Source organism: Lysobacterales bacterium (assembly GCA_014946745.1).
In the GTDB taxonomy this organism is placed as follows: domain Bacteria; phylum Pseudomonadota; class Gammaproteobacteria; order Xanthomonadales; family Xanthomonadaceae; genus Aquimonas.
The window spans coordinates 677,489-700,546 of record JADCRD010000001.1 but is presented as its reverse complement, the minus strand read 5'-3'; the positions used below and the strand labels follow the sequence as shown (position 1 = coordinate 700,546).

At 68.2% G+C, this 23,058-nt stretch carries 18 protein-coding genes; 7 read left to right on the top strand and 11 right to left on the bottom strand.

The genetic code is table 11. The features are described 5' to 3' along the window. Window positions 1–178 precede the first annotated feature (178 nt). From H4O13_02905 to H4O13_02890, 4 genes are all read right to left on the bottom strand, one after another. Complete coding sequence (locus tag H4O13_02905; GenBank protein ID MBE5314333.1) at window positions 179–1,555, bottom strand: NAD(P)(+) transhydrogenase (Re/Si-specific) subunit beta; 1,377 nt, start codon at window positions 1,553–1,555, stop codon at window positions 179–181. 81 nt (window positions 1,556–1,636) lie between these two features. Continuing rightward, window positions 1,637–1,930, bottom strand: a complete 294-nt coding sequence (locus tag H4O13_02900) for an NAD(P) transhydrogenase subunit alpha (GenBank protein ID MBE5314332.1) — start codon at window positions 1,928–1,930, stop codon at window positions 1,637–1,639. Then, complete coding sequence (locus H4O13_02895; protein MBE5314331.1) at window positions 1,927–3,063, bottom strand: Re/Si-specific NAD(P)(+) transhydrogenase subunit alpha; 1,137 nt, start codon at window positions 3,061–3,063, stop codon at window positions 1,927–1,929. Before H4O13_02895 ends, H4O13_02900 begins: the two co-directional genes overlap by 4 nt. 311 nt (window positions 3,064–3,374) lie before the next feature. Next, entirely contained in the window at window positions 3,375–5,705 is a 2,331-nt protein-coding gene (locus H4O13_02890; protein MBE5314330.1) for a DUF1631 domain-containing protein, read from the bottom strand. 206 nt (window positions 5,706–5,911) lie between these two features. Here H4O13_02890 and H4O13_02885 point away from each other — a divergent pair, with 206 nt between their 5' ends. Both H4O13_02885 and H4O13_02880 read left to right on the top strand, forming a co-directional pair. Continuing rightward, a complete protein-coding gene (locus H4O13_02885) occupies window positions 5,912–6,475 on the top strand; it encodes a nitroreductase (GenBank protein MBE5314329.1) in 564 nt (187 codons plus the stop codon). Further along, entirely contained in the window at window positions 6,463–7,371 is a 909-nt protein-coding gene (locus H4O13_02880; GenBank protein MBE5314328.1) for an exodeoxyribonuclease IX, read from the top strand. Before H4O13_02885 ends, H4O13_02880 begins: the two co-directional genes overlap by 13 nt. Before the next feature lie 114 nt (window positions 7,372–7,485). Here H4O13_02880 and H4O13_02875 read toward each other — a convergent pair whose 3' ends face one another. Further along, window positions 7,486–8,880, bottom strand: a complete 1,395-nt coding sequence (locus H4O13_02875; GenBank protein MBE5314327.1) for a hypothetical protein — start codon at window positions 8,878–8,880, stop codon at window positions 7,486–7,488. Window positions 8,881–9,036: 156 nt separating this feature from the next. On the opposite strand from H4O13_02875, the gene H4O13_02870 reads away from it, so the two are divergent. Further along, window positions 9,037–9,594 (top strand): NUDIX hydrolase, encoded by a 558-nt coding sequence (locus tag H4O13_02870; GenBank protein ID MBE5314326.1) that lies wholly within the window; start codon window positions 9,037–9,039, stop codon window positions 9,592–9,594. Between the two features lie 44 nt (window positions 9,595–9,638). On the opposite strand, the gene H4O13_02865 is transcribed toward H4O13_02870, so the two are convergent. From H4O13_02865 to H4O13_02845, 5 genes are all read right to left on the bottom strand, one after another. Beyond that, window positions 9,639–9,998 (bottom strand): CrcB family protein, encoded by a 360-nt coding sequence (locus H4O13_02865; GenBank protein ID MBE5314325.1) that lies wholly within the window; start codon window positions 9,996–9,998, stop codon window positions 9,639–9,641. A gap of 26 nt (window positions 9,999–10,024) precedes the next feature. Further along, window positions 10,025–11,380, bottom strand: coding sequence for a replication-associated recombination protein A (locus H4O13_02860; GenBank protein ID MBE5314324.1), 1,356 nt, complete (start codon window positions 11,378–11,380; stop codon window positions 10,025–10,027). A gap of 188 nt (window positions 11,381–11,568) precedes the next feature. After that, window positions 11,569–12,852, bottom strand: a complete 1,284-nt coding sequence (locus H4O13_02855; protein ID MBE5314323.1) for a dicarboxylate/amino acid:cation symporter — start codon at window positions 12,850–12,852, stop codon at window positions 11,569–11,571. A 177-nt stretch (window positions 12,853–13,029) separates the two neighbouring features. Continuing rightward, the gene (locus tag H4O13_02850) at window positions 13,030–13,476 is read right to left on the bottom strand and encodes a CopD family protein (protein MBE5314322.1); all 447 of its coding nucleotides are present in this window, start codon (window positions 13,474–13,476) and stop codon (window positions 13,030–13,032) included. A 583-nt stretch (window positions 13,477–14,059) separates the two neighbouring features. After that, window positions 14,060–15,262, bottom strand: coding sequence for a hypothetical protein (locus tag H4O13_02845; GenBank protein MBE5314321.1), 1,203 nt, complete (start codon window positions 15,260–15,262; stop codon window positions 14,060–14,062). A gap of 97 nt (window positions 15,263–15,359) precedes the next feature. Here H4O13_02845 and H4O13_02840 point away from each other — a divergent pair, with 97 nt between their 5' ends. Together H4O13_02840 and H4O13_02835 are read left to right on the top strand one after the other, a co-directional pair. After that, a complete protein-coding gene (locus H4O13_02840) occupies window positions 15,360–17,465 on the top strand; it encodes a hypothetical protein (GenBank protein MBE5314320.1) in 2,106 nt (701 codons plus the stop codon). Window positions 17,466–17,706: 241 nt separating this feature from the next. Beyond that, the gene (locus H4O13_02835) at window positions 17,707–18,063 is read left to right on the top strand and encodes a hypothetical protein (GenBank protein ID MBE5314319.1); all 357 of its coding nucleotides are present in this window, start codon (window positions 17,707–17,709) and stop codon (window positions 18,061–18,063) included. 103 nt (window positions 18,064–18,166) lie between these two features. On the opposite strand, the gene H4O13_02830 is transcribed toward H4O13_02835, so the two are convergent. Further along, complete coding sequence (locus H4O13_02830) at window positions 18,167–19,846, bottom strand: hypothetical protein (GenBank protein MBE5314318.1); 1,680 nt, start codon at window positions 19,844–19,846, stop codon at window positions 18,167–18,169. Between the two features lie 1,390 nt (window positions 19,847–21,236). On the opposite strand from H4O13_02830, the gene H4O13_02825 reads away from it, so the two are divergent. Beyond that, window positions 21,237–21,779 carry a GNAT family N-acetyltransferase gene (locus H4O13_02825; GenBank protein ID MBE5314317.1) on the top strand — a complete coding sequence of 181 codons (543 nt, stop codon included), beginning with the start codon at window positions 21,237–21,239 and terminating at the stop codon, window positions 21,777–21,779. A gap of 1 nt (window position 21,780) precedes the next feature. Continuing rightward, window positions 21,781–22,989, top strand: coding sequence for an imidazolonepropionase (locus H4O13_02820; GenBank protein MBE5314316.1), 1,209 nt, complete (start codon window positions 21,781–21,783; stop codon window positions 22,987–22,989). Window positions 22,990–23,058: the final 69 nt, after the last annotated feature.

Sequence of the window (23,058 nt, the reverse complement as noted above, 5' to 3'; positions counted from 1 at the left end):
GGCGCTGCGACGCCAACAACCGGCGTCAAGTGGCGAGCACCACAACAAGAAACGCCCCGGCAAAGACCGGGGCGTTTCCTTTCGCGGCAGTTCTCAAGTCATCAGTTTCCGCGGTCGCCGCAGCAAGAGCGCAGACCCGCCCGCGAATCCCGAATCCCCAATCCCGAATCCCGGCCTCTCAGTGCCCCCCGTCCAGCGCCTTCAGTTCGGCCACCAGCTGGTTGACCATGCTGGCGCCGTCGCCGAACAGCATGCGGGTGTTGTCGGCATAGAACAGGGCGTTCTCGATACCGGCGAAACCCGTGCCCTTGCCGCGCTTGATGACGATGGTGTTCTTCGAGTTCACCACGTCAAGAATCGGCATGCCGTAGATCGGGCTGGCCGGGTCGGTCTTGGCCACCGGGTTGACGACGTCGTTGGCGCCGATCACCAGCGACACGTCGGTGATCGCGAACTCCGGGTTGATGTCGTCCATGTCGGTGATCAGGTCGTAGGGCACGCCGGCCTCGGCGAGCAGCACATTCATGTGGCCCGGCATGCGGCCAGCGACAGGATGGATCGCGAACTTCACCTGCACGCCGCGCTTCATCAGCTGCTGGGTCAGCTCCCACACTTTGTGCTGCGCCTGCGCCACCGCCAGACCATAGCCCGGCACGATCACCACGCGCTCGGCGTAGGCCATCATGGCTGCCACATCCGAGGCCTCGATGGGCTTCTGGCTGCCGGTGATCTCCTGGGCAGTGCCGCCGCCACCGCCGAAGTTCGAGAACAGCACGTTGCTGATCGGCCGGTTCATGGCCTTGGCCATGAGCTGGGTCAGCAGCATGCCGGCAGCGCCGACCACGGTGCCGGCGATGATCAGCGACTCGCTCTGCAGCACATACCCCTTGAAGGCGACAGCGAGGCCGGTGAAAGCGTTGTACAGCGAGATCACCACCGGCATGTCGGCGCCGCCGATCGGCAGGGTCATCAGCACGCCGAAGATGAGCGTCAGCACGAAGAAGGCGATGATCACCCGCACGTCGAGTTCGAACACGAGCCAGGCGCCCAGGCCCAGGCAGGCGACGAACACCAGCAGGTTGACGATCTGCTGGCCGCTGAAGCTGAAGCGCTTGTCGAGGCGGCCGTCGAGCTTGGCCCAGGCGATCACCGAACCCGAGAACGAGACGGCACCGATCAGCGAGCCGAGCACGGCGAGCACCAGCTTGGTGGTGTCCATGCAGGCATGCGCCGCCATGTCAGCCGGCGTGCAGGCGCCGGTGTGTGCGGCCGAGTTGATCAGCGCATAGGCGCCGATCGCGGCGGCAGAGCCACCGCCCATGCCGTTGAAGATGGCGACCATCTGCGGCATGTCGGTGATCGGTACGCGCTTGCCCCAGACCCAGAACACGAAAGACAGCACGATCGCGAGAACCATCAGGCCGAGGTTGAGCGGATCGATGCCGTGGCTGCCCCAGGTGCTGGGTGCTACGAAGGTGACGACCGTGGCGATGACCATGCCCACGCCGGCCCAGCGGATGCCGCGCTTGGCGGTCACCGGCGACCCCATCTGCATGAGGCCGATGATGAACAGCAGGGCGGCGGCGAAGTAGCTGGACTTGGCCAGCAGGTCGAGCAGTTCGGAAAGGCTCACGGATCAGCCCTCCTTCTTCTTGCTGGACTTGAACATTTCCAGCATGCGCTCGGTGACCACATAGCCGCCCACCGCATTGCCGGCGCCGAGCAGCACCCCGAGGAAACCGATGGTGCGCTCCAGCGTGGTGTCGGCATGGGCCAGCGAGATCATCGCGCCCACCACCACGATGCCGTGCACGAAGTTCGAGCCTGACATCAGCGGCGTGTGCAGGATCACCGGCACGCGCGAGATGATGACGTGGCCGCAGATCGCGGCCAGCATGAAGATATACAGCGCCACAAAGCCGTCCATCAGGCCGCTCCTCCCTCGATCCGCTGCTTGCTGGGGCCGTGCTTGATCTCGCCGGCGTGGGTGAGACAGGTCTGCGCGACCAGTTCGTCGTTCCAGTCGGCGCTGATGGCGCCCTCTTTGATCGACAGCACCAGGAAGTTGTAGAGGTTGCGCGCGTACATCTCGCTGGCGTGGATGCAGCCCATCGAGGCCAGATGCGTCGGCCCGACCACGGCCACGCCGTTCGCCGTCTGCACGGTCTCGCCTGCTTTCGTCAGCTCGCAGTTGCCGCCGGTCTCGGCGGCAAGATCAACGATCACGCTGCCAGCCTTCATGCCTTCGACCATGGCGGCAGTGATGATCTTGGGTGCCGGCCGACCCGGCACGGCGGCGGTGGTGACAATGACGTCGATGCCTTTGAGATGGTCCGCCAGCTTGCGCTGCTGCTCGGCGCGCTCTTCGGCCGTCAGTTCGCGCGCATAGCCGCCGCTGCCGGCGGCGCTCACGCCGAGGTCGAGGAACTTCGCCCCCAGCGATTCGATCTGCTCGCGGGTCTCGGGACGCACGTCGAAGCCTTCGACCTGGGCGCCGAGCCGGCGCGCCGTGGCAATCGCCTGCAGGCCAGCCACGCCGGCGCCAACGATCAGCACCTTGCTCGGGCGGATGGTGCCGGCCGCGGTGGTCAGCATCGGGAAGAACTTGCCGCTGGTCTGGGCCGCGATAAGCACTGCCTTGTAGCCCGCCATGCCGGCTTGCGAGCTGAGCACGTCCATGGCCTGTGCACGCGTGGTGCGCGGCAGCAGCTCCATCGCGAAGCTGGTGAGCTTGCGGTCGCGCAGGCTGCGCACGCGCTCATCGCCGGTGTGCGGCTGCAGGTAGCCGATCACGATGGCGCCCTCTTTCAGCGCGGCGATTTCATCGGCCTCGGGCGGCTGCACCTTCAGCAGCACATCCGCGCGAGCCAAGGCCGCGGCCGCGGTATCGACGAACTCGACATCGGCATAGGCGCTATCCGGAAACGCGGCCGAACTGCCAGCGCCTTTCTCCAGTACCACGGCAACGCCAGCGGCGCGCAGCTTTTTTGCGATCTCCGGCGTCAGCGCGACCCGGCGTTCGCCAGGCACCCGCTCGACCACGGCACAGACGGTTGCCGCCATGCGCATCACTCCCCTCGTGTGAACCCCGGGTGGATGCTAGCCGAAAGTGCTCAACGCAGACATGACACCGGAGGCCAAAGCGCTCTGCGCATATGCGGATGCGTCACGAGCCCTGGACTGGGCCTGCCACGCGGGTCGATCGCAGAAGCGGAGCAGCACGCTCCGCCCAAAGCCACACAGCCCCTGAGAACGCGTCGTCCGCGGTGTGCGCGGCTGGCCTTGCGCCTGGGCCTTGCCAGCCACTGCGGACCGCACATCGGGCAAAACGCGCATTCCGCATAGGCTATCGCGCAGCCCAGTCGAACACGCTGTCAGTTGGGGCTGCCGCCCTCGCCCGCTTTGCCGCTGGCGCGCAATCGACCCAGCACCTGGTTCATCGCGTGCTCGAAGGCGGCGTCGTTCTGGCGGATGACGAGACGCTTCGTGCGGATCATCGCGGCCAGCTCCTCGGCCGAAGCGACGCAGTAGCGCAGGCCGCGCCGATTGACGAACAGCAGACGGTTCGAGATCGGGCTCTGCCAGCTGAGCTTGGCGGGTTGCGCATTGCCGTCGTCGTCGATGAACTGCACCCAGGTGCCCACGGGCAGCTTGCGGATGCGCTCGACGTCATCGGCTTCGTACTCAAGCCCGGCCAGAGGATCCGGCTCAGGCTCGACGTCTTCTCCGGCTGACGGGACCGCGAGCGTCGGCGAGTCCGCAGGCGGCGCGTTGCGCTCGACCGCGCCGGCCAGCTGCTGCTGGATCTCGGGCGAGGCCGCACGCGGGCTCAGCGCAGCGAACAGCGAATGCAGGACTTCGTCCGCGGCAGCGCCCACGCAGCCGGCGCTCTGCAGCACAGGCTCAAGCTGCGGACGCAAGGCCACGAAAGCCGTCTCGGAAAACTGGCGGCGCTCACGCGACTCCGACCAGGCCCCCAGCAGGGCATCACCAGCGGCGAGCGCGGCCTGGTACTTGGGCGCATCGTGCCCTTCGCGCAGGCCCATCAAGGTGATGTGGTGCACCCAGTAGCGGCGCAGGAACGAGTCAATCGCTGGAGCCAGCTCCGGGTGCAGTTCGATGCGACGGTTGAGCTCGGCGGTGGCGGCGGCGCGGGCAAACTCCAGGCGCTCCTTGCCGCGCTGGGCTTCGGCGGCGCGACGTTCGGCCAGCGCGATGCGACGGCGGTGCTGCTCGATGAACTCGCGGAACTCCTGCTCAAGCGTCTCGAAGATCGCCACGTCTTCGTTGAACTCGACGGACAAGCGGTCCACCGTACGCCGCACCCGATCCAGCAGCTCGCGGTCCTGCGGCGCTTCGCCTGAGTTGCCCTCGCAGGCTTCGGCGAGCGAGTTCAGCAGCTTGCGTGCCGGGTGGGTCTTCTGCAGGAACATGCGCCGATCGAGCAGGGCGACCTTGACGAAGGGCACGATCAGCCGGCTGATGGTCTTGCGGGTGTCGGTGTGGAAATCGCGCTCCTCCAGCAGCACCTCGAAGAGCATGCCGACCAGATCGATCGCGTCCTCATCGGCGGCACTCATGCGCGAGGTCTTGGGGTCAAGGCCCAGCCGCTCGGCGCCGGTCAGCAGCTCCTGCTTCAAGCGCTGCGCAAGGCTCTGTTCGGGGTCATCCAAGGCCTCGCTGACGGCCTCGGGCAGCTCGCCCTGATACATCGAGAGCACCGACAGCATCTCGTTCGGCGACAGCGGTCGCAGCGGCGCGGTGCCGCCGACGCCAGCCTCGGCCGACTCCGCCCCCTGCGGCACCGAGAACGCGCCGCGCGCACCGCGCGCGCCGCGATAGGTCTCAAGCAGCTCATGCAGGGTCGAGAACAGCGCCTGTTCGGCGGCTGGGCTGACCGGCGGCGGCTCCGCGTACTCGCGGCTTGGGGGCGCATAGGCGGAATCCGCATCCCCCTCACGCACCGAATCGGCAACGCGCGGAGGCATGCCCGGCCGGCGCGCCACGCTGTGGCGGATCTCCGGCAGCACGCCCGACTCCACCAGCGCCTTGTTGAGGTCCACGTAGAACGCCGGCAGCAGTCGCTGGAATTCGCGCTCGTAGAGCTTGAACAGCAGCACCTTGACCCGCACCGACAGGTCAAGGCCCGTCAGGCCCGCGCGAAACGCCTGCGCGATGTGGGCGGGGCCCACCGGGCTGTTGTCATCATCGATCTCGACGCCGCCGATCAGCACGCCCAGTCGACGATTGAGCTGATGCAGGGCCGGCCCCAAGCCGCGCGAGATGGCCACGGCCACCATCCGGGCGCTGAGCTGTTCCTCCAGCTCCTCCTCGGACACCAGGCTGAGCTCACCGTTCTGGGTGCTGCGCCCCCCCTGTTCGAGGTCGATCTTCTGCGGCATCCGGCGTTCGTAGGACGCGAAGGCTCCGAGAACGTGTTCGATATAGCGCTGCTCCACCAGCGGCCGCTGCCGCCGCAGTTCGCGCATGCCGTCAAAGTATTCCTGGTGGTTGAGCGAGCCATCCGCGCGCTGGACGAAGTCGAACAGCGTGTTGTCGGCCTTGTCCAGGGTCTCCCCAAGAAACGCTGGAAGCCGCTTGACGGCGCGCGCCCGCAGGCCCGAAACCAGCGACGAGATGTCGAATCCGGGCTTCATGGCGAGTCGGCCGTTGATGTCCAATATGTTGTCGGGGGTAGACTTCATGACCATGGCATTCGTCCTCTGGCGCGGGATTCCCCCCCACAAGATCGCGAGTCTAAGGGTCACAATTGTGGCGAAACGTGAGAAGCCTCGCGCTTCACCCGTGCACGAGCGCCCGAGGGCCTGGGCGCAAGCCCGAGAGTGTGACAGACGCGGCACGCCTCCGACGACTTTTGTCACCCCTTTCACGTCATTCCGGAACTCCAACCATGCTTTCGCTCACGCTCGATCAGCGCCGATCGACGCCCTCCCGCCTGCTCGGCGAACCCGGCCCAGACGGCCAGCAGCTGGCCGAGCTGCTCCGCATCGCCTCGCGAGTGCCCGATCATGGAGCCCTTGCACCCTGGCGTTTCCTGTCTATCCGCGGTGAGGCCCGCGCACAGCTGGGACAGGCGCTGGCCGATCGCGCACAGAGCCTGAACCCCGAGATTGACCCTGCTGCGCTCGACAAGGAGCGCAAACGCTTCCTGCACGCGCCGCTGGTGATCGCCGTGATCGGCTGCTATCAGCAGCCACACAAGATTCCGCTGATCGAACAGCAGCTCACGGCCGGCTGCGTGTGCTTTGCCCTGCTCCAGGCCGCGCAGGCCGCGGGGTTCGGCGCGCAGTGGCTGACCGGCTGGGCGGCCTATGACCCGATCATTCGCGCCCGCCTCGGTGTGGGTGACAGCGAGGCGGTCGTCGGTTTCGTGCACATCGGCACGGCATCGGGACCCGCTCCCGAGCGCCCGCGCCCGGATCCGCTGAGCCGACTCGCGGACTGGACCGCTTGAGCAGCGCGCCGGTCCTGCTGGTCGACGCCAGCCTCTACGTCTTCCGCGCCTGGCACTCGATCCCGGACGAGTTCACCGACGTCGAGGGGCGCCCCGTCAACGCGGTTCAGGGCTTTCTGAGATTTCTGCTGGAACTGCTCGAAACGCAGAAGCCCGAGCGGATCGCAGTGGCCTTCGACGAATCGCTGGAGACCTCCTTCCGCAACCGCCTCTACCCGCCCTACAAGGCCAACCGGGAGCCCGCGCCCGAGTCGCTCCGATATCAGTTCCAGCAGTGCATGGCGCTCACCGAGGCCATGGGCCTCAGCACGCTGGCGGATCAGGAGTTCGAAGCCGATGACCTCATCGGCAGCCTGCTGCATGGGCTGCATGCAGCAGGCTTGAGCGGCCTGATCATCTCCGCCGACAAGGACCTCTCGCAGCTGCTGCGCGAGGGCGACGGCCAGTGGGACTACGCCCGCAACCAGCGCTGGGACGCCGCCGGCGTGCGTGAGCGCTACGGCGTGCATGCAGCGCAGATCCCCGACTTTCTGGGGCTTGCTGGCGATGCCGTCGACAACATTCCAGGCGTCCCAGGTGTTGGCGCAAAAACCGCCGCCGCCCTGCTGGAGCATTTCGGCAGCCTCGACGGCCTGCTCGACCGCCTGGCCGAACTGCCCTTTCTGCGCCTGCGTGGCGCAGCAGCACATGCACAGCGCATTGCTGCGCACCGCGAGATGGCCCTGCTCTGTCGCGAGCTGGCTACGATTCGCCGCGACGTGGCGGTCGGTGAGGCCGCCTTACGCTGTCAACGCAAAGCGCCCGATCGCGGCCGCCTCGACACGCTGGCGGAGCGCCTGCGGCTGGGCCCCATGACTAGGCGCAGGCTCGCTGGCCTTGCGGAGGCGTTTCGCTAGCGCCGGCGCACCAAGCGAGGCGCCGCGCTCGGCCCGATCGCCCCGCGCGGCACGCCGCGCCGCGGTCATCCCGTCGCTCGCCGGTGAGAGCGAGTGCGAGGCCGCGGCCTTGAATCAGCGAGCGAACTGGGTGGGGCGCGCCTCGACGCGCTCCATCGCGAAGTCGGCCTTCAGTCGGTAGATGCGTGCGCCTTCAAGCCGCTCGCGGCTGCGCGGCAGCCCAAAGCGGTCGTACTGGTTGCGCTGGCTGTTGCCGATGACGAACAGCTCGGCATCCTCGCCGAGCGCAGCGCCCACCTGGAGCGGCAGCGCCTGCTGGTTGGCCTCCAGCGGATGCCCCAACACGATCTGTCGGCCATCCTCGGACAGCTTCAGACGCATGATGCGATTGGGCGGAAGCTCGTTCTGGACGATCAGCAGGTGGTTGTTCCACCACGCCATGGATTCGATGCTGGCGAGCGAGAGTTTGGCCGGCACGGCCAGGTCGAAGGCTTTGCCGGACTCCAGATCGATACCGAACACACCGCGCTGCACGTCACTGAAGTAGAGGCGCTTGGAGTCGCCCGAGACGGCCAGTGCGCGCACGCTGCTGAGGTGCGGGGCCTGCAGCAGACGACGGAAGCTGTCGTCGCGCACCTGGTAGATCGCGTTGTTCACGCCGTCGGCCACGTACACGCTGCCGTCGGCCGCCGCCGCGATCGCCGACAGCACGAAGCTCTGACCGGGAACCACAGGCGAGAGAAAGCTCTTCACAAACTTGCCGCTGGCCAGTTCGAACTTGAAGATGCCGGCCTTGCCGAGATCCTCTTCCGCGTTGTAATGCTTGAAGTGCGGCACCGCCGTGGAGGCCACCCAGAGCACGCCGCGCTCGGCGTCAACCGCGATCCCCAGCACGCCCCACATGCCGTTGGCCTCGGTGGCTTCGGCAATGACCTTGAGGCTGCCGTCGTCTTCCACCGCATAGACCTTGCCCTCGCGCACGCTGCCCACCAGCACCTGGCCGCGCGTGGGGTCGTAGGCCAGGCTCTCGATCAGCAGGTCTTCGCGCGGCAGGGTGTAAGCCACTTCGCCCTCGCCAAAGCTGTCGCGGTTGCGCTGGAAACCCTGGACGATGTACTTCCAGACCTCCGTGGTGGTCACCTTCTCGAAGCGGGCGTCGTTCTCGATCTCCTGCGAGAAGCCTGCCGCCTGCAGTTCGAGCAGGGTGTTGTAGGCCTCGCTCTTCATGTCCTGCTGGGCGTAGGCGGCGGCCAGCTCGTAGCGCAAGGCACCGACGTGGGGGCGCAGCGCTGAAAGCCGCTTCCAGACCAGGGTTTCCTTGGCGATCTCGCCCGCTTCGCGCAGCTGGCCGGCGAGCTGCAGCAGACTGTCCATGTCTTCCACGCTGGCCAGCGCCTGCTCCAGTTGCTCAGGAGTTTCCAGGGTCTTGCCCTGCTCAGAGGGATCTTGCGCCGCGGCCACGAGGGGCAAACACAGCAGAGCAACAAGCAGGCAACGCTTCAGCGACATGGGGATTTCCGGAGTGGGGCGTTGGAACGGGGCGCTCCGACCGTCAAACGCGGCGGGGGTTCCCGGATGCAGGAACCGCAAGCGCGCGGCGCCTGCGGTCGTCGGTCAGGGCGCACGACTGGCTAAGATGGCGCGCATTCTAGCCAAGGTCGCCCCATGAAGCCCGAACCCACCGACAGCGGCGTCGAAACGCTGCACGAAGCCCGCTTCCTGCGCCTGTGTCGACGCGGCCGCTGGGAGTACGCCGAGCGCACCAATGCCGGCAGCGCAGTCATCGTGGTGGCGGTGACGCCAGACGACCGCATCGTCTTCGTCGAGCAGTTCCGCGAGCCGATCCAGCAGCGCAGCATCGAAATGCCGGCGGGCCTCGTCGGCGACATCGACGGCGAGGAGTCCATCGAACTCGCCGCCCAGCGCGAACTGGAAGAAGAAACCGGCTGGCGCGCCGAGCGCGTCGAGTTCCTGATGATGGGGCCTTCGTCCTCGGGCATGAGCACCGAGCAGATCGCCTTTGTCCGCGCCCACGGGCTGGTGCGGGTCGGCAGCGGCGGCGGCGACAGCAGCGAGAACATCACCGTGCACGAGGTGCCGCGCGAAGCCGCACCGGCCTGGCTCGATGCCAAACGCCGCGAGGGCTATTCGATCGACCCCAAGCTGTACGCAGGCCTGTACTTCGTGGAGCGCAATCCCGATGGGCGACCGCACGGCGGTTGAGCGTGTGGCCCTCGCAGGGAGACCGGCGCTCGCGCGCGCCGGCTTCAGCCGCGCAGCGCCTGGCCCAGCAGCCAGCCGCCGAGCAGGGCAGCGACGCCGCAGACCAGGGTGAGCGCGAGGTAGAACAGCGCCAGCCCCGGGCGCTCCAGCTCGCGCCACAGCAGCAGGCAGTCGACCATCAGAGCCGAGTACGTGGTCAACCCGCCGAGCACGCCGGTCATCAGCAGCGGACGCAGCCACGGCGAGGCTTCGGGCTTCTGCAGCCAAACCAGCAGTAGACCTGCGCCAAAGCTGCCGAGCACGTTGACCGCGAAGGTGCCCCAGGGGAACCCCGCGCCGAGCTGACGCAGCAGCCAAGCGCCGATCAGGAAGCGCGCCCCGGCACCCAGCGCTCCGCCTGCCATCACCAGCCACAGGCTGCTCCACAGGTTCACGGCTCGCCACCGCGTTCGGCAGGGAAGACTTCGCCGCGCGCTTGGGCGCGTGCCGCGCGCAGCGCATCCAGCTTGTCCTTGAGCTTCAGCTCCAGGCCGCGCGGCACGGGCGCGTAGTAGACCCGCTCGCCCAGCGCATCGGGAAAGCCGGTCTGGTCCAGCGCCACGCCGCCCTCGACATCGTGGTCGTACTGGTACTGCTCGCCGTAGCCCAGCGACTTCATCAGCTTGGTTGGGGCATTGCGAAGATGCAGGGGCACCTCGTGCGTGCCCGAAGCGCGCACGTCGGCCGCGGCCGATTTGTAGGCCACATAGCCGGCATTGCTCTTGGCCGTGCTGGCCATGTAGAGCGTGACCTGCGCCAGCGCCAGCTCGCCCTCCGGGCTGCCGAGGCGCTCGAAGGTATCCCAGGCCGCCAGCGCCATCTGCTGCGCGCGCGGGTCGGCCAGGCCGATGTCTTCGATGCTCATGCGCAGCAGTCGCCGCGCCAGATAGCTGGGATCACAGCCGCCATCGAGCATGCGGCAGAGCCAGTAGAGCGCGGCATCCGGATTCGAGCTGCGCACGCACTTGTGCAGGGCCGAGATCTGGTCGTAGAACTGCTCGCCACCCTTGTCGAAGCGGCGCGTGCGGTCGGCCAGCACCTGGGTGAGCGTGGCCTCGCTGATCTCGCCGCCCTCGCCTTCTGCGAGTTCCGCTGCGATCTCCAGCAGCGTGAGCGCGCGGCGCACATCGCCATCGGCGGCTTCGGCGATCAGCTGCAGGTTCTCGGGCGAGGCACGCAGGCCGCGACCGCCGAGCCCGCGTTCGGCATCCGTCAGCGCCCTGTTCAGCGCCTGCACGATCTCGCCCGGCGCCACGCCTTCGAGCACATGCACGCGGCAGCGCGACAGCAGCGCGGAATTCAGCTCGAAGCTGGGGTTCTCGGTGGTGGCGCCAACGAACAGGATGTAGCCGCGCTCGATATGCGGCAGGAAGGCATCCTGCTGGGCCTTGTTGAAGCGGTGCACCTCGTCGACGAACAGCAGGGTGCGCTCGCCGGCCTTGAAGCGCGCCTCGGCTTCCGCCAGCACCTTGCGGACTTCGGGCAGGCCCGACAGCACCGCCGATACCGATTCGAAGCGCGCCTGCGCGTAGCGCGCCAGCAGCAGGGCCAGGGTGGTCTTGCCGCAGCCCGGCGGGCCCCACAGCACCATCGAGTGCAGGCGCCCGGATTCCACCGCGCGCCGGAAGGCACTGCCCTCGGCCATCAGCCGCGACTGCCCGACCACTTCCGCCAGCGCACGCGGCCGCATCCGCTCGGCCAGCGGCTTCAGCGCGTCGGGTTCGGCGAAGAGTCCGGCTTGGGTCATGAGGGCTGCGAGTTTAGCGGGCGCGACCGCCCCGATCTCCTCTCCCCTCTCGGGAAGCGGACGAAAGCGCCAAGCATTCGAGCCCACTCGCCTCGCGGCGCCTCGCCCCCTCTCCCCCGCCCCTCTCCCACAAGGGGAGAGGGGAGAACAGCGTCACTCGCACCCGAAGTCGCAGCGGGGCGCGCCCCTCAAAGCCGCTCCTCGACCGCCGCCCCCTCGAACTCCGCCGGCGCCACGGCGCGCTGGTACTGCTCGACATCGAGCAGGCCGGTCTCACGCGCCACGAGCACCGGCACCAGCATCTGCCCGGTGACATTGGTCATGGTGCGCATCATGTCGATCACGCGGTCGATGGCGATGATGAAGGCGAGGCCTTCGAGCGGCAGGTTGGCTGCGCTCATCACCAGCGTGACCATCACCGTCGCCGTGCCCGGCACGCCAGCAGTGCCGAAGCTGCCGAGCACCGAGGCCAGCAGGATGATGAAGTACTGCGAGGCCGACAGATCGATGCCGAAATACTGCGCGGTGAACAGGCAGGTCACGGCAGGAAAGATCGCGCCGCAGCCGTCCATCTTGATGGTGGCACCCAGCGGCACAGCGAAGGCGGCGTAGTCGCGATTGACGCCGAGGTTGGCGCTGACCGAGCGCAGCGAGGCGGGCATGGAGGCAAAGCTCGACGAGGTCGCGAACGCGATCTGCATGGCGCCGGCGGCGCCGCGGAAGAAGCGCAGCGGGTTCAGCCCGTGCGCGGCCAGCAGCCCGCCGTAGACGAACCCGATATGGATCGCGCACGCCACGAACAGGGCGATGACATAGTTGCCGAGCGGCAGCAGGCGCTCGAAGCCGTAGGTGCCGACCAGGCCGGCGATCAGACCGAAGGTGCCGATTGGGGTGACCTGCAGAACGATGCGCGTCACCTGGATCATCAGCTCGCTGGCCTCGTTGGCCAAGAGACGCAGGCGTTCGGTCTTCTCGCCCAGCTTGACCAGGGCGAAGCCGACCAGACCGGCAAAGAAGATCACCTGCAGGATCTTGCCCTCGGCCAGCGCCATGAAGGGGTTGGCCGGCACCACGTCGAGCAGCACCTGCACCGGCGTCGGCAGCTCGCGCGGGGTCCAATCCGCGGCCGGCGTGAGCGGCTCAAGGCCCGCGCCCGGCTGCATCAGCGTGGCCACGATCAGGCCAACGCCGACCGCCAGCGCCGCGGTGATCGCAAACCACACGAAGGTGCGCGCTGACAGCGCCGCCACACTGCCCTGCCCGTGCAGGCGCCCGATCGCCGACACCACCGCGAAGAACACCAGCGGCGTGGCGATCATCTTGATCAGGGTGACGTAGAGCGAGCCCAGCGGCGCGAACCAGGTCGTGGCACTCGGCCCCAGCAGCCACCCCGCCAGCGCGCCCAGCACGAAGCCACCGGCGACGCGCTGCCAGAAGGGAATGCGGAACCAGGTGTCGATCAGTCGGGACATGCGTGGGTCTCAGTGGGTGCCGCATTGATCGCCCCTCTCCCGGCGGGAGAGGGGTTGGGGTGAGGGGCGGTCCGGAGCGCGCAAGCCGCACCAGCGAAGGCTCCCCTCGACAGTCTCACTGTGCTTTGGAGTTCAACGAACACAGACCTCTGCGCCCGTCCGGCACCCAAGGTCTCGTCAAAACGGCTTCGCAATCACCAGCCAGATCGCCCCCAGCGCGAGGAAGATCGGCAGCTCGTTGAACCAGCGCAGCGCCGTCGAGCTCGGCAGGCTGCCGCCCGCCTGCACGCGCTTCAACAGCCGCGCGGTGACGATGTAGTAGGCGAACAGCAGGGCCACCAGGGTCAGCTTCGCGTGCATCCAGCCGCCGGCCACCACCTGCGGCCACCAGGTCGGGTTGATGCGGAAGCCCAGCCACAGCAGCAGGCCCAGCACGAGCAGCAGGCCGAACATCACGTGCCCGAACCGATACAGGCGACGCCCCATCAGCAGCAGGCGCTCGCGCACCGCCGGTTGATCGCCCGCCTCCGCAAGGTTGACCAGGATCCGCGGCAGATAGAACACCGCCGCCATCCAGGCGATCACGAACAGCAGATGCAGGGACTTGGTCCAGGTGTAGATCACGGCAAGGCATCCGCGCGATGAGATGGCCGCATAGGGTGGGCCCTGGCCCAGCGCAGCTCAAGCCTGCCGGAGGTTGACCCCGCGGCCCGCCGATGCCGGCCGCCAGCGGGCGGGTCTGCAGCCAGATTGCCGTGGCCCTGCCGCCCGCACGGCGCTTGGCTTCTGCATAGGGTGGGTCTTGACCCACCGCGCGAGGCGATCAACACCGCGCTTCGCTTCTCAATAGGGTGGGTCTTGACCCACCGCGCGGGGCGATCAACAGCGCACGCCAAACACAATCGCCGCCGAGATCACGCCGCCAGCTCGGGCGTTCCCGAATTGGACGCACGGCACGGACCCTCGCGAAGCAGACCCCAGGCTCGCGAACCAGACGTCAGGCACGGTGGGTCAAGACCCACCCTATGTGTTTCCAACCCGCACAGATTGGACCTGCCGCCGGCACAGCGATTGGCTTCTACATAGGGTGGGTCAAGACCCACCCTATGGGCCCGCAGGTAGATTCGGCTTCATCGGGCGTCGATCACATCCCTCGACGCGCCGGGCTTCTACGAATCCCGAATCCCCAATCCCCAATCCCAGCCTCTCACCGAAACCGCTCGCGCAGCTGCGACTCCAGCAGGCTCACCGATTCGTAGGCGTTCACCACGTTGATCACCTCGGTCATGCTGGCCTTGGCCTGCTTGGCGATCTCGTGCAGATGCTGCAGCTCTCGCAGCATCGCGGTGGAGACGCGGAAAGCCGCCGGGTAGTCGCGCGCCAACTCGATGGGATGCTCGATGCGGAAGCGCCCGGCGGGGTCCAGCTGAGTTGACAGCTTGCCGTTCGAGGTGAGGTAGCGCACCTGCCAGCGCAGCCGTATCCACGGCTTGGCCGGCGCACGCGCGCGCACCGACGCCAGCTCGGCGCTGGTCAGCTGGGCAAAGGCCGCGCGCGGCAGCTCCTGCAGGCAGTACAGTTCGAGCGCCGGCAGCTCGGCATCGGAGTGGTAGCTCTGGGTGACCGGATCGAGCACCAGCCAGGGCAAGCCGGGCATCTCGATACGCTCGGGCGCGCCGAGCAGCGGCTGGGTGAGGTAGTCGATCAGCGGAAACCGGCGCGTGTCCTGGGTGTTGCCCCGGCGCAGGCCCGGGTCGATATTGGGGGCCTCTTTCGCTTCCAGCTTGCGCAGACGCTCGGCGGTTTCGTCGATGCGCGCAGCGGTGCGCAAGGTGGGGCCCTCGGTGTACTCGATGGCGGTGCGCTCGCTCAGGCGATGCGGCACCAGCGCCTCGGCTGTGTTCGCCAGCGGGTCGCGCTTGAACAGGCCCTCGACATCGTGGGCGCCAAAGCCGCGCACGATCTCGGGCAGCTGGATGTTGGGCAAGCCGTCGTCATGCGGCGCGGGCGGCTCTTCGCCCAGATCGACATCGAAGAAATTCTCGCCCTGGCTGACCATCTTCATGACGGGCTCCGCGGGCACCGCCACGGGCGTCGGCGCGCACAGCAGGTTGACCATGCGGACGATGGCGTCAAGCTTGAGCGGCCGGCGCAGAGCCCAGTCGGCGCCGTCCTCGGCACCGAGGTCAACGATGCTGATGAAGGTCTGATCGGCCTGCCGGGCGATCTCACGCGCGGCGCGGCCCAGCTCGGTTTCGGGATCGAGCAGCACCAGGTCGGGCGGCTCGGATTCTGAAAACTTCCAGCGCGACTTGAAGCGTGCGGCGCCCATGCGGAACAGCAGACGCAGGCGCGCGACCTCCTCCTCGCTGCAGCCCACGGTGTCGATGATCTTTTCGCCGTTCTGCATGAAGTGCTCTGCAAATCCCGTGTCTACCGCGATGAGAACCCGCCGCAGCGGCGCCGCCCCGCGCGGTCGGGGCGCCCGACTTTCCTACAATGCCGCGATGAAGCCAAGCGCCGACGCTCCCACTCCCGAAGCCCTGCTGGCCCAGGCCCAAGCGCAGTTCGCCGCCGGCGCCGACAGCGACGCCCTGGCGACGGCTGCCGCCGCCCTGGCGCTGCGGCCCGATTGGCCGCCCGCCCTGCTGCTGCAGGCCAATGCCGGCCTGCGCTCGGGCGCGCTGGATGCCGCTATCGCCGCCCTGCAGAAGCTGTGCCAGATCACGCCCGCCGCAGCGCCGCTGCTGAACGCGCTGGCCACCGCGCACAACAACCGCGGCAGCCGCGCGCGACGCGCCGGCGACGAGCCCGCCGCCCTGCGCGATTTCGAGGCCGCCCTGCAGCACGCGCCCAGCCACGCGCTGGCGGGCTTCAATCGCGCCCTCTGCCTGCTGGCACTCGACCGCCGCGAAGACGCCGAGCGCGCCCTGCGCGAGCACGTCTCGGCGCATCCGCAGGATCTCGAAGCGCGCGTGGAGCTGGCCCTGCTGGGGCCGGAATCGCCGCAGCGGGTCGCCGCTGTCGCAGCGCTGCTGAGTCGCCCTGACTTCTCCCAGCTGCCCGCCGAGCTGCGACTGCGCGCCGAGCGCGCCGGCCCCGCACCGGTGCGTGCGCTGCTGCCCCTGTTCGAGTTGGACGAGGAGGCGCGTCGCCGCTGGGCCTGGCCGCTCGGCGAGCAGCTGCGTCTGGACAACCACGCCGAGGCCGCGCGCCGCGCGTATGCCGCCTCGCCCTCGCGCACGGACACGCCGCTGCGCGAGCGTCTGGCGGCCGCGCTGTCCGGGCCGATGGTGTACGCCGACACCGCGCAGCTGCAGGCCGAGCGCGCGCGCCAGCACGAGGCGCTGCACGCACTGGCGCACACGCTGCAGCGCACCCCGCCGCGCGGGCAGACGCTGGACGACCTCGCCTGGAGCCACTTCGCGCTGGCCTACATGGGCGAGGACGACGCAGCGCTGATGCGCGAGCTGGGCGCGTTGATGCAGAGCGCGGCGCGAGCCGTGGCGCCAGGGTTCGATGAAGCACCGGCATGCGCCTACCCGAGGCGTGTCGTACTGGTAGGCAGCGTGTTCCGCGACTGCACCGCCGGCGCCTACTTTGGCGGCTGGGTCGGCTGGCTGCGCGAAGCCGGCTTCGAAGTCGTGCTCTACCAGCTCGGCCCGCACCGCGACGCCGAGACCGAGCGCATGGCCGCAATCGCCAGCCGCGTTCACTACGTGGACGAGCACACCCCGCTGGGTGCCATCGCCGAACAGCTGCGCGCGGAGCGTGCCGGCCTGATCCTCTACCCCGAACTGGGCATGGATTCGCGTCTGTCTCCGCTGGCCGCGCTGAAGCTCGCACGCCGCCAGGCCACGGCCTGGGGCCATCCCGTCACGTCGGGCCTGCGCAGCCTCGATGCTTACTTCAGCTGCGCCGACATGGAGCCCGCCGAGGCCGCAGAGCACTACCTCGAACCGCTGCGCCTCTTGCCCGGCCTGGGCGTGGACTATCGCCGCCCGCCGCTGCCACCGCCCGCACCCCGCGCCGAGCTCAGCCTGCCCGAACGCGGCCCGCTGCTGCTGGCGCCGCAGTCGCTGTTCAAGCTGCACCCGGACAACGACGCGCTCTATGCGGAGCTGCTGCTGCGTCTGCCGCAGGCCAGGCTGCTGCTGTTCGATGATCGAACCGCCTGGCGCGAAGCGCTGACGCAGCGCCTGCAGCGCGCCGGCGTCGACCCCGCGCGCCTGCACTGGCTGGCCACCGGCAGCCGCGCCCGCTACCTGCAGATCAATGCCGCCTGCGACCTGATGCTGGACAGCCGCCACTTCTCCGGCGGCAACGCCAGCCTCGATGCCCTGCAGGCCGGCCTACCCGTGCTGACCACGCCCGGCCGCTTCATGCGCGGCCGCCAGACCGCCGCCATGCTCGTCCGGCTGGGTCTGCGCGAACGCCTGTGCATGGAAGATCCCGCCCGGCTCGCCGATCGCGCGGTCGAACTGATCGCATCCGGCGAAGCCGCGGCTCTGCGCCGGGCGATCCCGCCGCGCATGCCCGAACTGTTTGAGGCCGAAGCCGCACGCCGCGCCTTCGTCGAGCACATCGAAGACCTCACATCGCGCGGGACCTGAGCGATCGCCCCGGTCACGATTCAACGCCCGCCCCAAACGCGCCGTCCCGCGCCCCGACCGCCCCACGTTGGGCCTCGCTGCGCTCGGCGCCAACCTACGGATACCGACGCCTCCACGCCCCATAGGGTGGGTCTCGACCCACCGTGGCCTCGACCCTCGCCCCGGTCACGATTCGACGGCCACGCCAAACTCGGCGCCCGTTGCCCGAACACGATTCAACCCCCGTCCGGTAATCAACAACGTGCTGCGCGGCGGCGTGGCCTACACCAGCTCGATCACGGGTGCTGGCGCCGCACTCGATCCCCTGGTGCGCCAGTTGTTCAACAATTTCGCTTCGGCGCCGACCACCGACCGCGCGACCATCCTCAGCAATCAGGGCAATTCCTTCGTCGAGCCCCAGCTGGATCCAGTCACTCGCGCGCTGTTGCCCGCTTCGCCGCTGGTCAATGCCGGGCTGGGGGCGCCGCCGGGTGGCCTGCCTGGGCTCGATGTGCTCGGGCAGCCGCGCGTGTTCGGCACCTTTATCGATGTCGGTGCGATCGAGCTGCAGCAGGCGCCCGTCCTGCCCGTGCGCATCTTCGGCAACGGCTTCGAGTAGGCCGACGCGCTGGCCTGAGTCCGCGCCACTGCTCGTGACGCAAGGCGCGCTTGAGACGGCGTCCGCACCGCACCAAAGAGCTCTCGGGCCCGCGGCCTGCCAGCTACTCGAAGCCGTTCGCGAAAACCGAGCTCCCCGAACGGTCGCCGAAGACAACCAGGGCGCGGCCTTCGATGACCGCGCCGCGATCGGGCGCCGCACCGCTGTAGCCATCCGTGATGTTGGCGATGGCGACGCCGGAGTTCTTGAGGCTGCTGCCGACCGCGGGAGTCGGCAGGTGGGCGGCGGCGACTTCGAGCAGAAAGCTGGTGCCGAGCACGACCGGAGTGACCCAGGGATCCGCCGTGGTGATGTGGTCCTGCTCATGGCGTCGAGGCGTGCTTGTGAACACCGGGGTGACGTTCGGCAGGCCACTGCGCGCAGCCGCGAGATTGGCAAAGCTGCCGCCGGATCGCGTCCACCAGACGGCACGGTCGGGAAACCAGGCGTTGTAGCTGAAATCGACCGGGTCATTGCCGCCTGACTCGAAGGCGAACAGATCGCCGGTTCCCCGATAGATCATCACGTTGTTGCGGTAACCCCAGGCGCGCTGGGCGCCGTTGTTGAACTGCACCCAGCCCCAGTTGACGTGACTGCCGCTGCCGGTCGTCCGGATGATCGTGTTGCTGTACAGAAAATGGCCGGTGTTGGTGCTGTTGAATTTGAACGGGCTACGCTGAGTGTTGATCGCGATGTTGCGGGCGGCCAAAAACGGCCCGCCGTACACAGGGTCGAGTGACACCAGGGTCCCCGCGTTGGTGACCCGGTTGTCGTAGAAGCTGAGGTTGCGATGCGCGTAGTCGCCTTCGAGGGCATCGTCGCCCGTGCTGATGATCTCGTTCCGGTAGAAGTGCACGCCCACCGCCTGCGCGCCACTCACGGTGTAGGCAAGACTGTCGCCGAAGCCGCGCAAGGTGTTGTTGAACACCGCGTTGCCGAAGCCCGGCACGCAGATTCCATCGTCGTTCCAGGTGGCATTGGTGGTGATCAGCGGCTCGGTCCAGGTGTTGTTGCCGATCAGGGTGTTGTCGTACGCAAGAAACTCGCGAAGCGGCGCATAGGCCTTGATGCCGACGTCCACCCCGCGGATCGTGGTGTTGCGCACAGTGATGCCGGTCTGGTTCGGCGCGCCGTTCCAGAACTCGATGCCGACCGAGCTTGCCGCGGTGCCGGAATCCACGCCTGTGCCCTGCAGGGTCAGGTTCTCGATCACCACGTGGTTGGCGCCGAGGACTTGAAACACGAGGCCCGGCTGGCTGCGCTCCAGCCTCACGCCGTCGCGGCTGGCGCCGCGGATCACGATCGGCTGCGCGGCGCTGCCGCTGCGCGTGAGTTGCACATGCCCCGAAAGCGGATAGCTGCCTGGATCGAACTCGATGACGTCACCGGCGACGAGCGCGTTCATCGCGGCCTGGATCACAGCGAGGCTTGATCCGGCGGCGATGCGCTTGTTTGCGGCTCCCGCGGCCCCCGGCAGTGCGCGGGTCGAGAACGTGCCCGAGCGCAGCGCGCTCGATGCTTCGCTGGCGATCGTCACTTCGACGTCGTAGGTGGTGCCCGGAGCGAGGTCGATGACCGGCCAGGCGAATGCGTCGGGCACGCTGCCCGCCGCGGGCACCTCGGCGAAGGTCGGGCGGATGCGGTGCAGCGGATGAGCGATGCGCCATTCAACGGAGCCCGCTGCGCGGTAGCGCACGCTCGCCGAGGCGCCCTGCGGCAGAACGCCCGTGACGGGCAGGATCAAGGCCAGCTGCTCGGGCGTCGCCGGACCGTCAAGGGCGAGCTGGCCCAGCGGAAGGTCACCCGCCCATGCTGTCGGGACGAGCAGAACCGCCCACAACGCCCAGGCACGCCCGCGCCCTCCGCTTCGAGTGGTCCGCACCGCCGCTACGCGGGCAGCCGATTCCGTGATCGATGTGAACATTGCGGCAGGCCAGCAGGACTGCGTTGGGCGGTGGGTGAACGAAGCGCTCATAGCTCTCCTTTTGCTGCACGTTCGACCCGCGCGCGGATCTTGAAAGAGTGCAGGCGGCTGCCCGCTGCAGCACCTCCTTGCACTTGCACGAAGCCGTCGTTGCTCCGATTTGTCGCGTGCTTGAGCCCGCGCCCCGTGCGCGTATCGCGATTCCTCGATCCACACTGCGCTCTGGTTGCCAGCGGCGGCTCGGCCAACAGGATGCCCGACGCCATGGCGGAGACAGCTGGCCGCCGGTCGGAGCATTTGCGCCGCTTCCGGAAGAGCGCAGACAAGGAACCCACCTGTGGCGTCTTCGTACCCTGCGCGGTGTCGGCTCAACGACTCCCGAGTCTCAGCCGCTGCCATCGCTCAGCGCATCGAGCAGGCCTCGACCCTCGCCCCGAACACGAATCGACGATCGCCCGAGCACGATTCACCGCATGAAGGCAGGTTTGGAATAGCCCCCCGACAAGCTTCCCACCCCTCTCCCCCAGCCTCTCTCCCACAAGGGGAGAGGGGAGCAAAGCGGCACACGCCGCAGAGCGATCAAGCCCACGCAATCACCGCCCCTCACTCGCGCGACATGCCCGCTCGAACCGAAGCTTCAAGCCACCCTGCCCCGATAGACGATCTCGTCGAAGCCGCGCTTCAAGCCCCTCTCCCCTGGAGGGAAGCTGCAGAGAGCGCTGGTCGGCTGCCGGTGGCAGCCGACGCTCTCTGCGGCCCGAGCAAAGCGAAGGAAGGTTGGGGAGAGGGGGACAAACCTCGCGACAGACATCACCTCTCTCCCCCGCCCTGCCGTCGCTTCACTCGGGCTCCGAAGAGCGTCGGCTGCCGCCGGCAGCCGACAAACGCTCTTCTCTGCTTGCATCAAGGGCGAGCCCATAGGGTGGGTCTCGACCCACCATGGCCTCGACCTTCGCCCCGATCACGAGTCGACCCTCGCCCCGAGCAAGACTCATCGCACGCTTCACTCGGGCTCCGAAGAGCGTCGGCTGCCACCGGCATCCGACAAGCGCTCTTCTCCGCTTGCCTCAAGGGGCGAGGGGACGACAGCGCCGCGACCTTCGCCATGACGCCGCCTCACGCAACCGCGCAATCACCACCAAATCCACCCCCCACATCACCACACGCGCACCCATAATCGAGCCTTCACGACCCGCCCACGCGCACCGCCATGCCCACCCACACCGATACCGGCAACACCCACGCGCCCTCACCCAACGCGACGCTGCCGAACAACACGCGCATCCGCCGCATCACCGCCGCCGATGACCCCGCGGTGGCGAACATCATCCGCACCGTCATGCCCGAGTTCGGCGCCGACGGCCCCGGCTTCGCCATCCACGACCCCGAGGTCGCGGCCATGAGCGAAAACTACGCTGCCCCCGGCCACGCCTACTTCGTGCTGGAACGCGACGGCCGCGTCATCGGCGGCGCCGGCATCGCACCGCTCGCGGGCGACGTGCCCGGCGTCTGCGAGCTGCGCAAGATGTACTTCCTGCGCGAGGCCCGCGGTATCGGCGCGGGCGCGGCAATGATGGCCGTCTGCCTCGACCACGCCCGCCAAGCCGGCTACCGCCAGTGCTACCTTGAAACGCTCAGCGGCATGGACGCCGCGGCCAAGCTTTACGAGCGCAGCGGCTTCAGCCGCATCCCGCAGGCCATGGGCGCCACCGGCCACTTCGCCTGCAACCGCTTCTACCTGCGCGAGCTGTGACGTGAGCGCGCCCTTCGACCGCCTGCTCTGCGGCCTGCGCGCCGCCACCCTCGCCGACGACACCGGCTACGGCATGATCGAAGACGCCGCCATCGGCATCCGCGACGGCCGCATCGCCTACATCGGCCCGCAGGCGAAGCTCAGCGCCGAGCAGCGCCACCAGGCCCGCGAGATCGAGCTGTTCGACAACGCACTCGCCACGCCCGCCCTGATCGACTGCCACACGCATCTGGTGTTCGGCGGCAACCGCGCCCGCGAATTCGAGATGCGCCTGAACGGTGCCAGCTACACCGAAATCGCCCAGGCCGGCGGCGGCATCCTGAGCACCGTGCGCGCCACCCGCGAGGCGACCGAAGAGCAGCTGCTCACTGCCGCCCTGCCCCGTGCCCGCGCGCTGATGCGCGACGGCGTGGCGACCATCGAAATCAAATCCGGCTACGGCCTCGACATCGACACCGAGCTGCGCATGCTGCGCGTGGCAAGGCGACTCGGCGAGGTGCTGGGCATCAGCGTGCGCACGACCCTGCTGGCCGCCCACGCCCTGCCGCCCGAATACGCCGGCCGCGCCGACGACTACATCGACCACGTCTGCACCGCGATCCTGCCCGCCGCCCACAGCGAAGGCCTGGTCGACGCCGTCGACGCCTTCTGCGAAGGCATCGGCTTCAGCCCCGAACAGACCCGACGCGTGTTCGATGCAGCATCCGCACTCGGCCTGCCGGTGAAGCTGCACGCCGACCAGCTCACCAACCTCGGAGGCGCGGCCCTGGTCGCCGACTACGGGGGCTTAAGCGCCGACCACATCGAGTTCACCGACGAAGCCGCCGTGGCCCGCATGGCCGAACGCGGCACCGTCGCCGTGCTGCTGCCCGGCGCCTTCCTCTGCCTGCGCGAAACCCAACTGCCCCCCATCGACGCCCTGCGCCGCCACCGCGTGCCCATGGCCGTCAGCACCGATCTCAACCCCGGCACCTCACCCCTGATGTCCCTGCGCCTGGCCATGAACCTGGCCTGCACCCTGTTCCGCCTGACCCCCGAAGAAGCCCTGCGCGGTGCGACGGTGAATGCAGCGAAGGCTCTAGGACTGGCAGATAGGGGGCGATTGGTGGAAGGGATGCGGGCGGATATCGCGGTGTGGGGGGTGACGGAGGCGGCGGAGTTAAGTTATTGGATGGGGAGCAACGAGGTCGAAAAGCTGATAACCGATTAAGCCTCGTTCGTCTCTGCAGATTTCTGAACGAAGACTCGCTGTAGCGCGCATCAATATCGATCTGTAGTG

Coding starts and splice junctions, on each gene's coding strand:
- H4O13_02905 (MBE5314333.1), bottom strand. CDS start 1,555: ATGCAGATGGGGTCGCCGGTGACCGCCAAGCGCGGCATCCGCTGGGCC.
- H4O13_02895 (MBE5314331.1), bottom strand. CDS start 3,063: ATGGCGGCAACCGTCTGTGCCGTGGTCGAGCGGGTGCCTGGCGAACGC.
- H4O13_02890 (MBE5314330.1), bottom strand. CDS start 5,705: ATGAAGTCTACCCCCGACAACATATTGGACATCAACGGCCGACTCGCC.
- H4O13_02885 (MBE5314329.1), top strand. CDS start 5,912: ATGCTTTCGCTCACGCTCGATCAGCGCCGATCGACGCCCTCCCGCCTG.
- H4O13_02875 (MBE5314327.1), bottom strand. CDS start 8,880: ATGTCGCTGAAGCGTTGCCTGCTTGTTGCTCTGCTGTGTTTGCCCCTC.
- H4O13_02870 (MBE5314326.1), top strand. CDS start 9,037: ATGAAGCCCGAACCCACCGACAGCGGCGTCGAAACGCTGCACGAAGCC.
- H4O13_02865 (MBE5314325.1), bottom strand. CDS start 9,998: ATGGCAGGCGGAGCGCTGGGTGCCGGGGCGCGCTTCCTGATCGGCGCT.
- H4O13_02860 (MBE5314324.1), bottom strand. CDS start 11,380: ATGACCCAAGCCGGACTCTTCGCCGAACCCGACGCGCTGAAGCCGCTG.
- H4O13_02855 (MBE5314323.1), bottom strand. CDS start 12,852: ATGTCCCGACTGATCGACACCTGGTTCCGCATTCCCTTCTGGCAGCGC.
- H4O13_02845 (MBE5314321.1), bottom strand. CDS start 15,262: ATGCAGAACGGCGAAAAGATCATCGACACCGTGGGCTGCAGCGAGGAG.
- H4O13_02840 (MBE5314320.1), top strand. CDS start 15,360: ATGAAGCCAAGCGCCGACGCTCCCACTCCCGAAGCCCTGCTGGCCCAG.
- H4O13_02825 (MBE5314317.1), top strand. CDS start 21,237: ATGCCCACCCACACCGATACCGGCAACACCCACGCGCCCTCACCCAAC.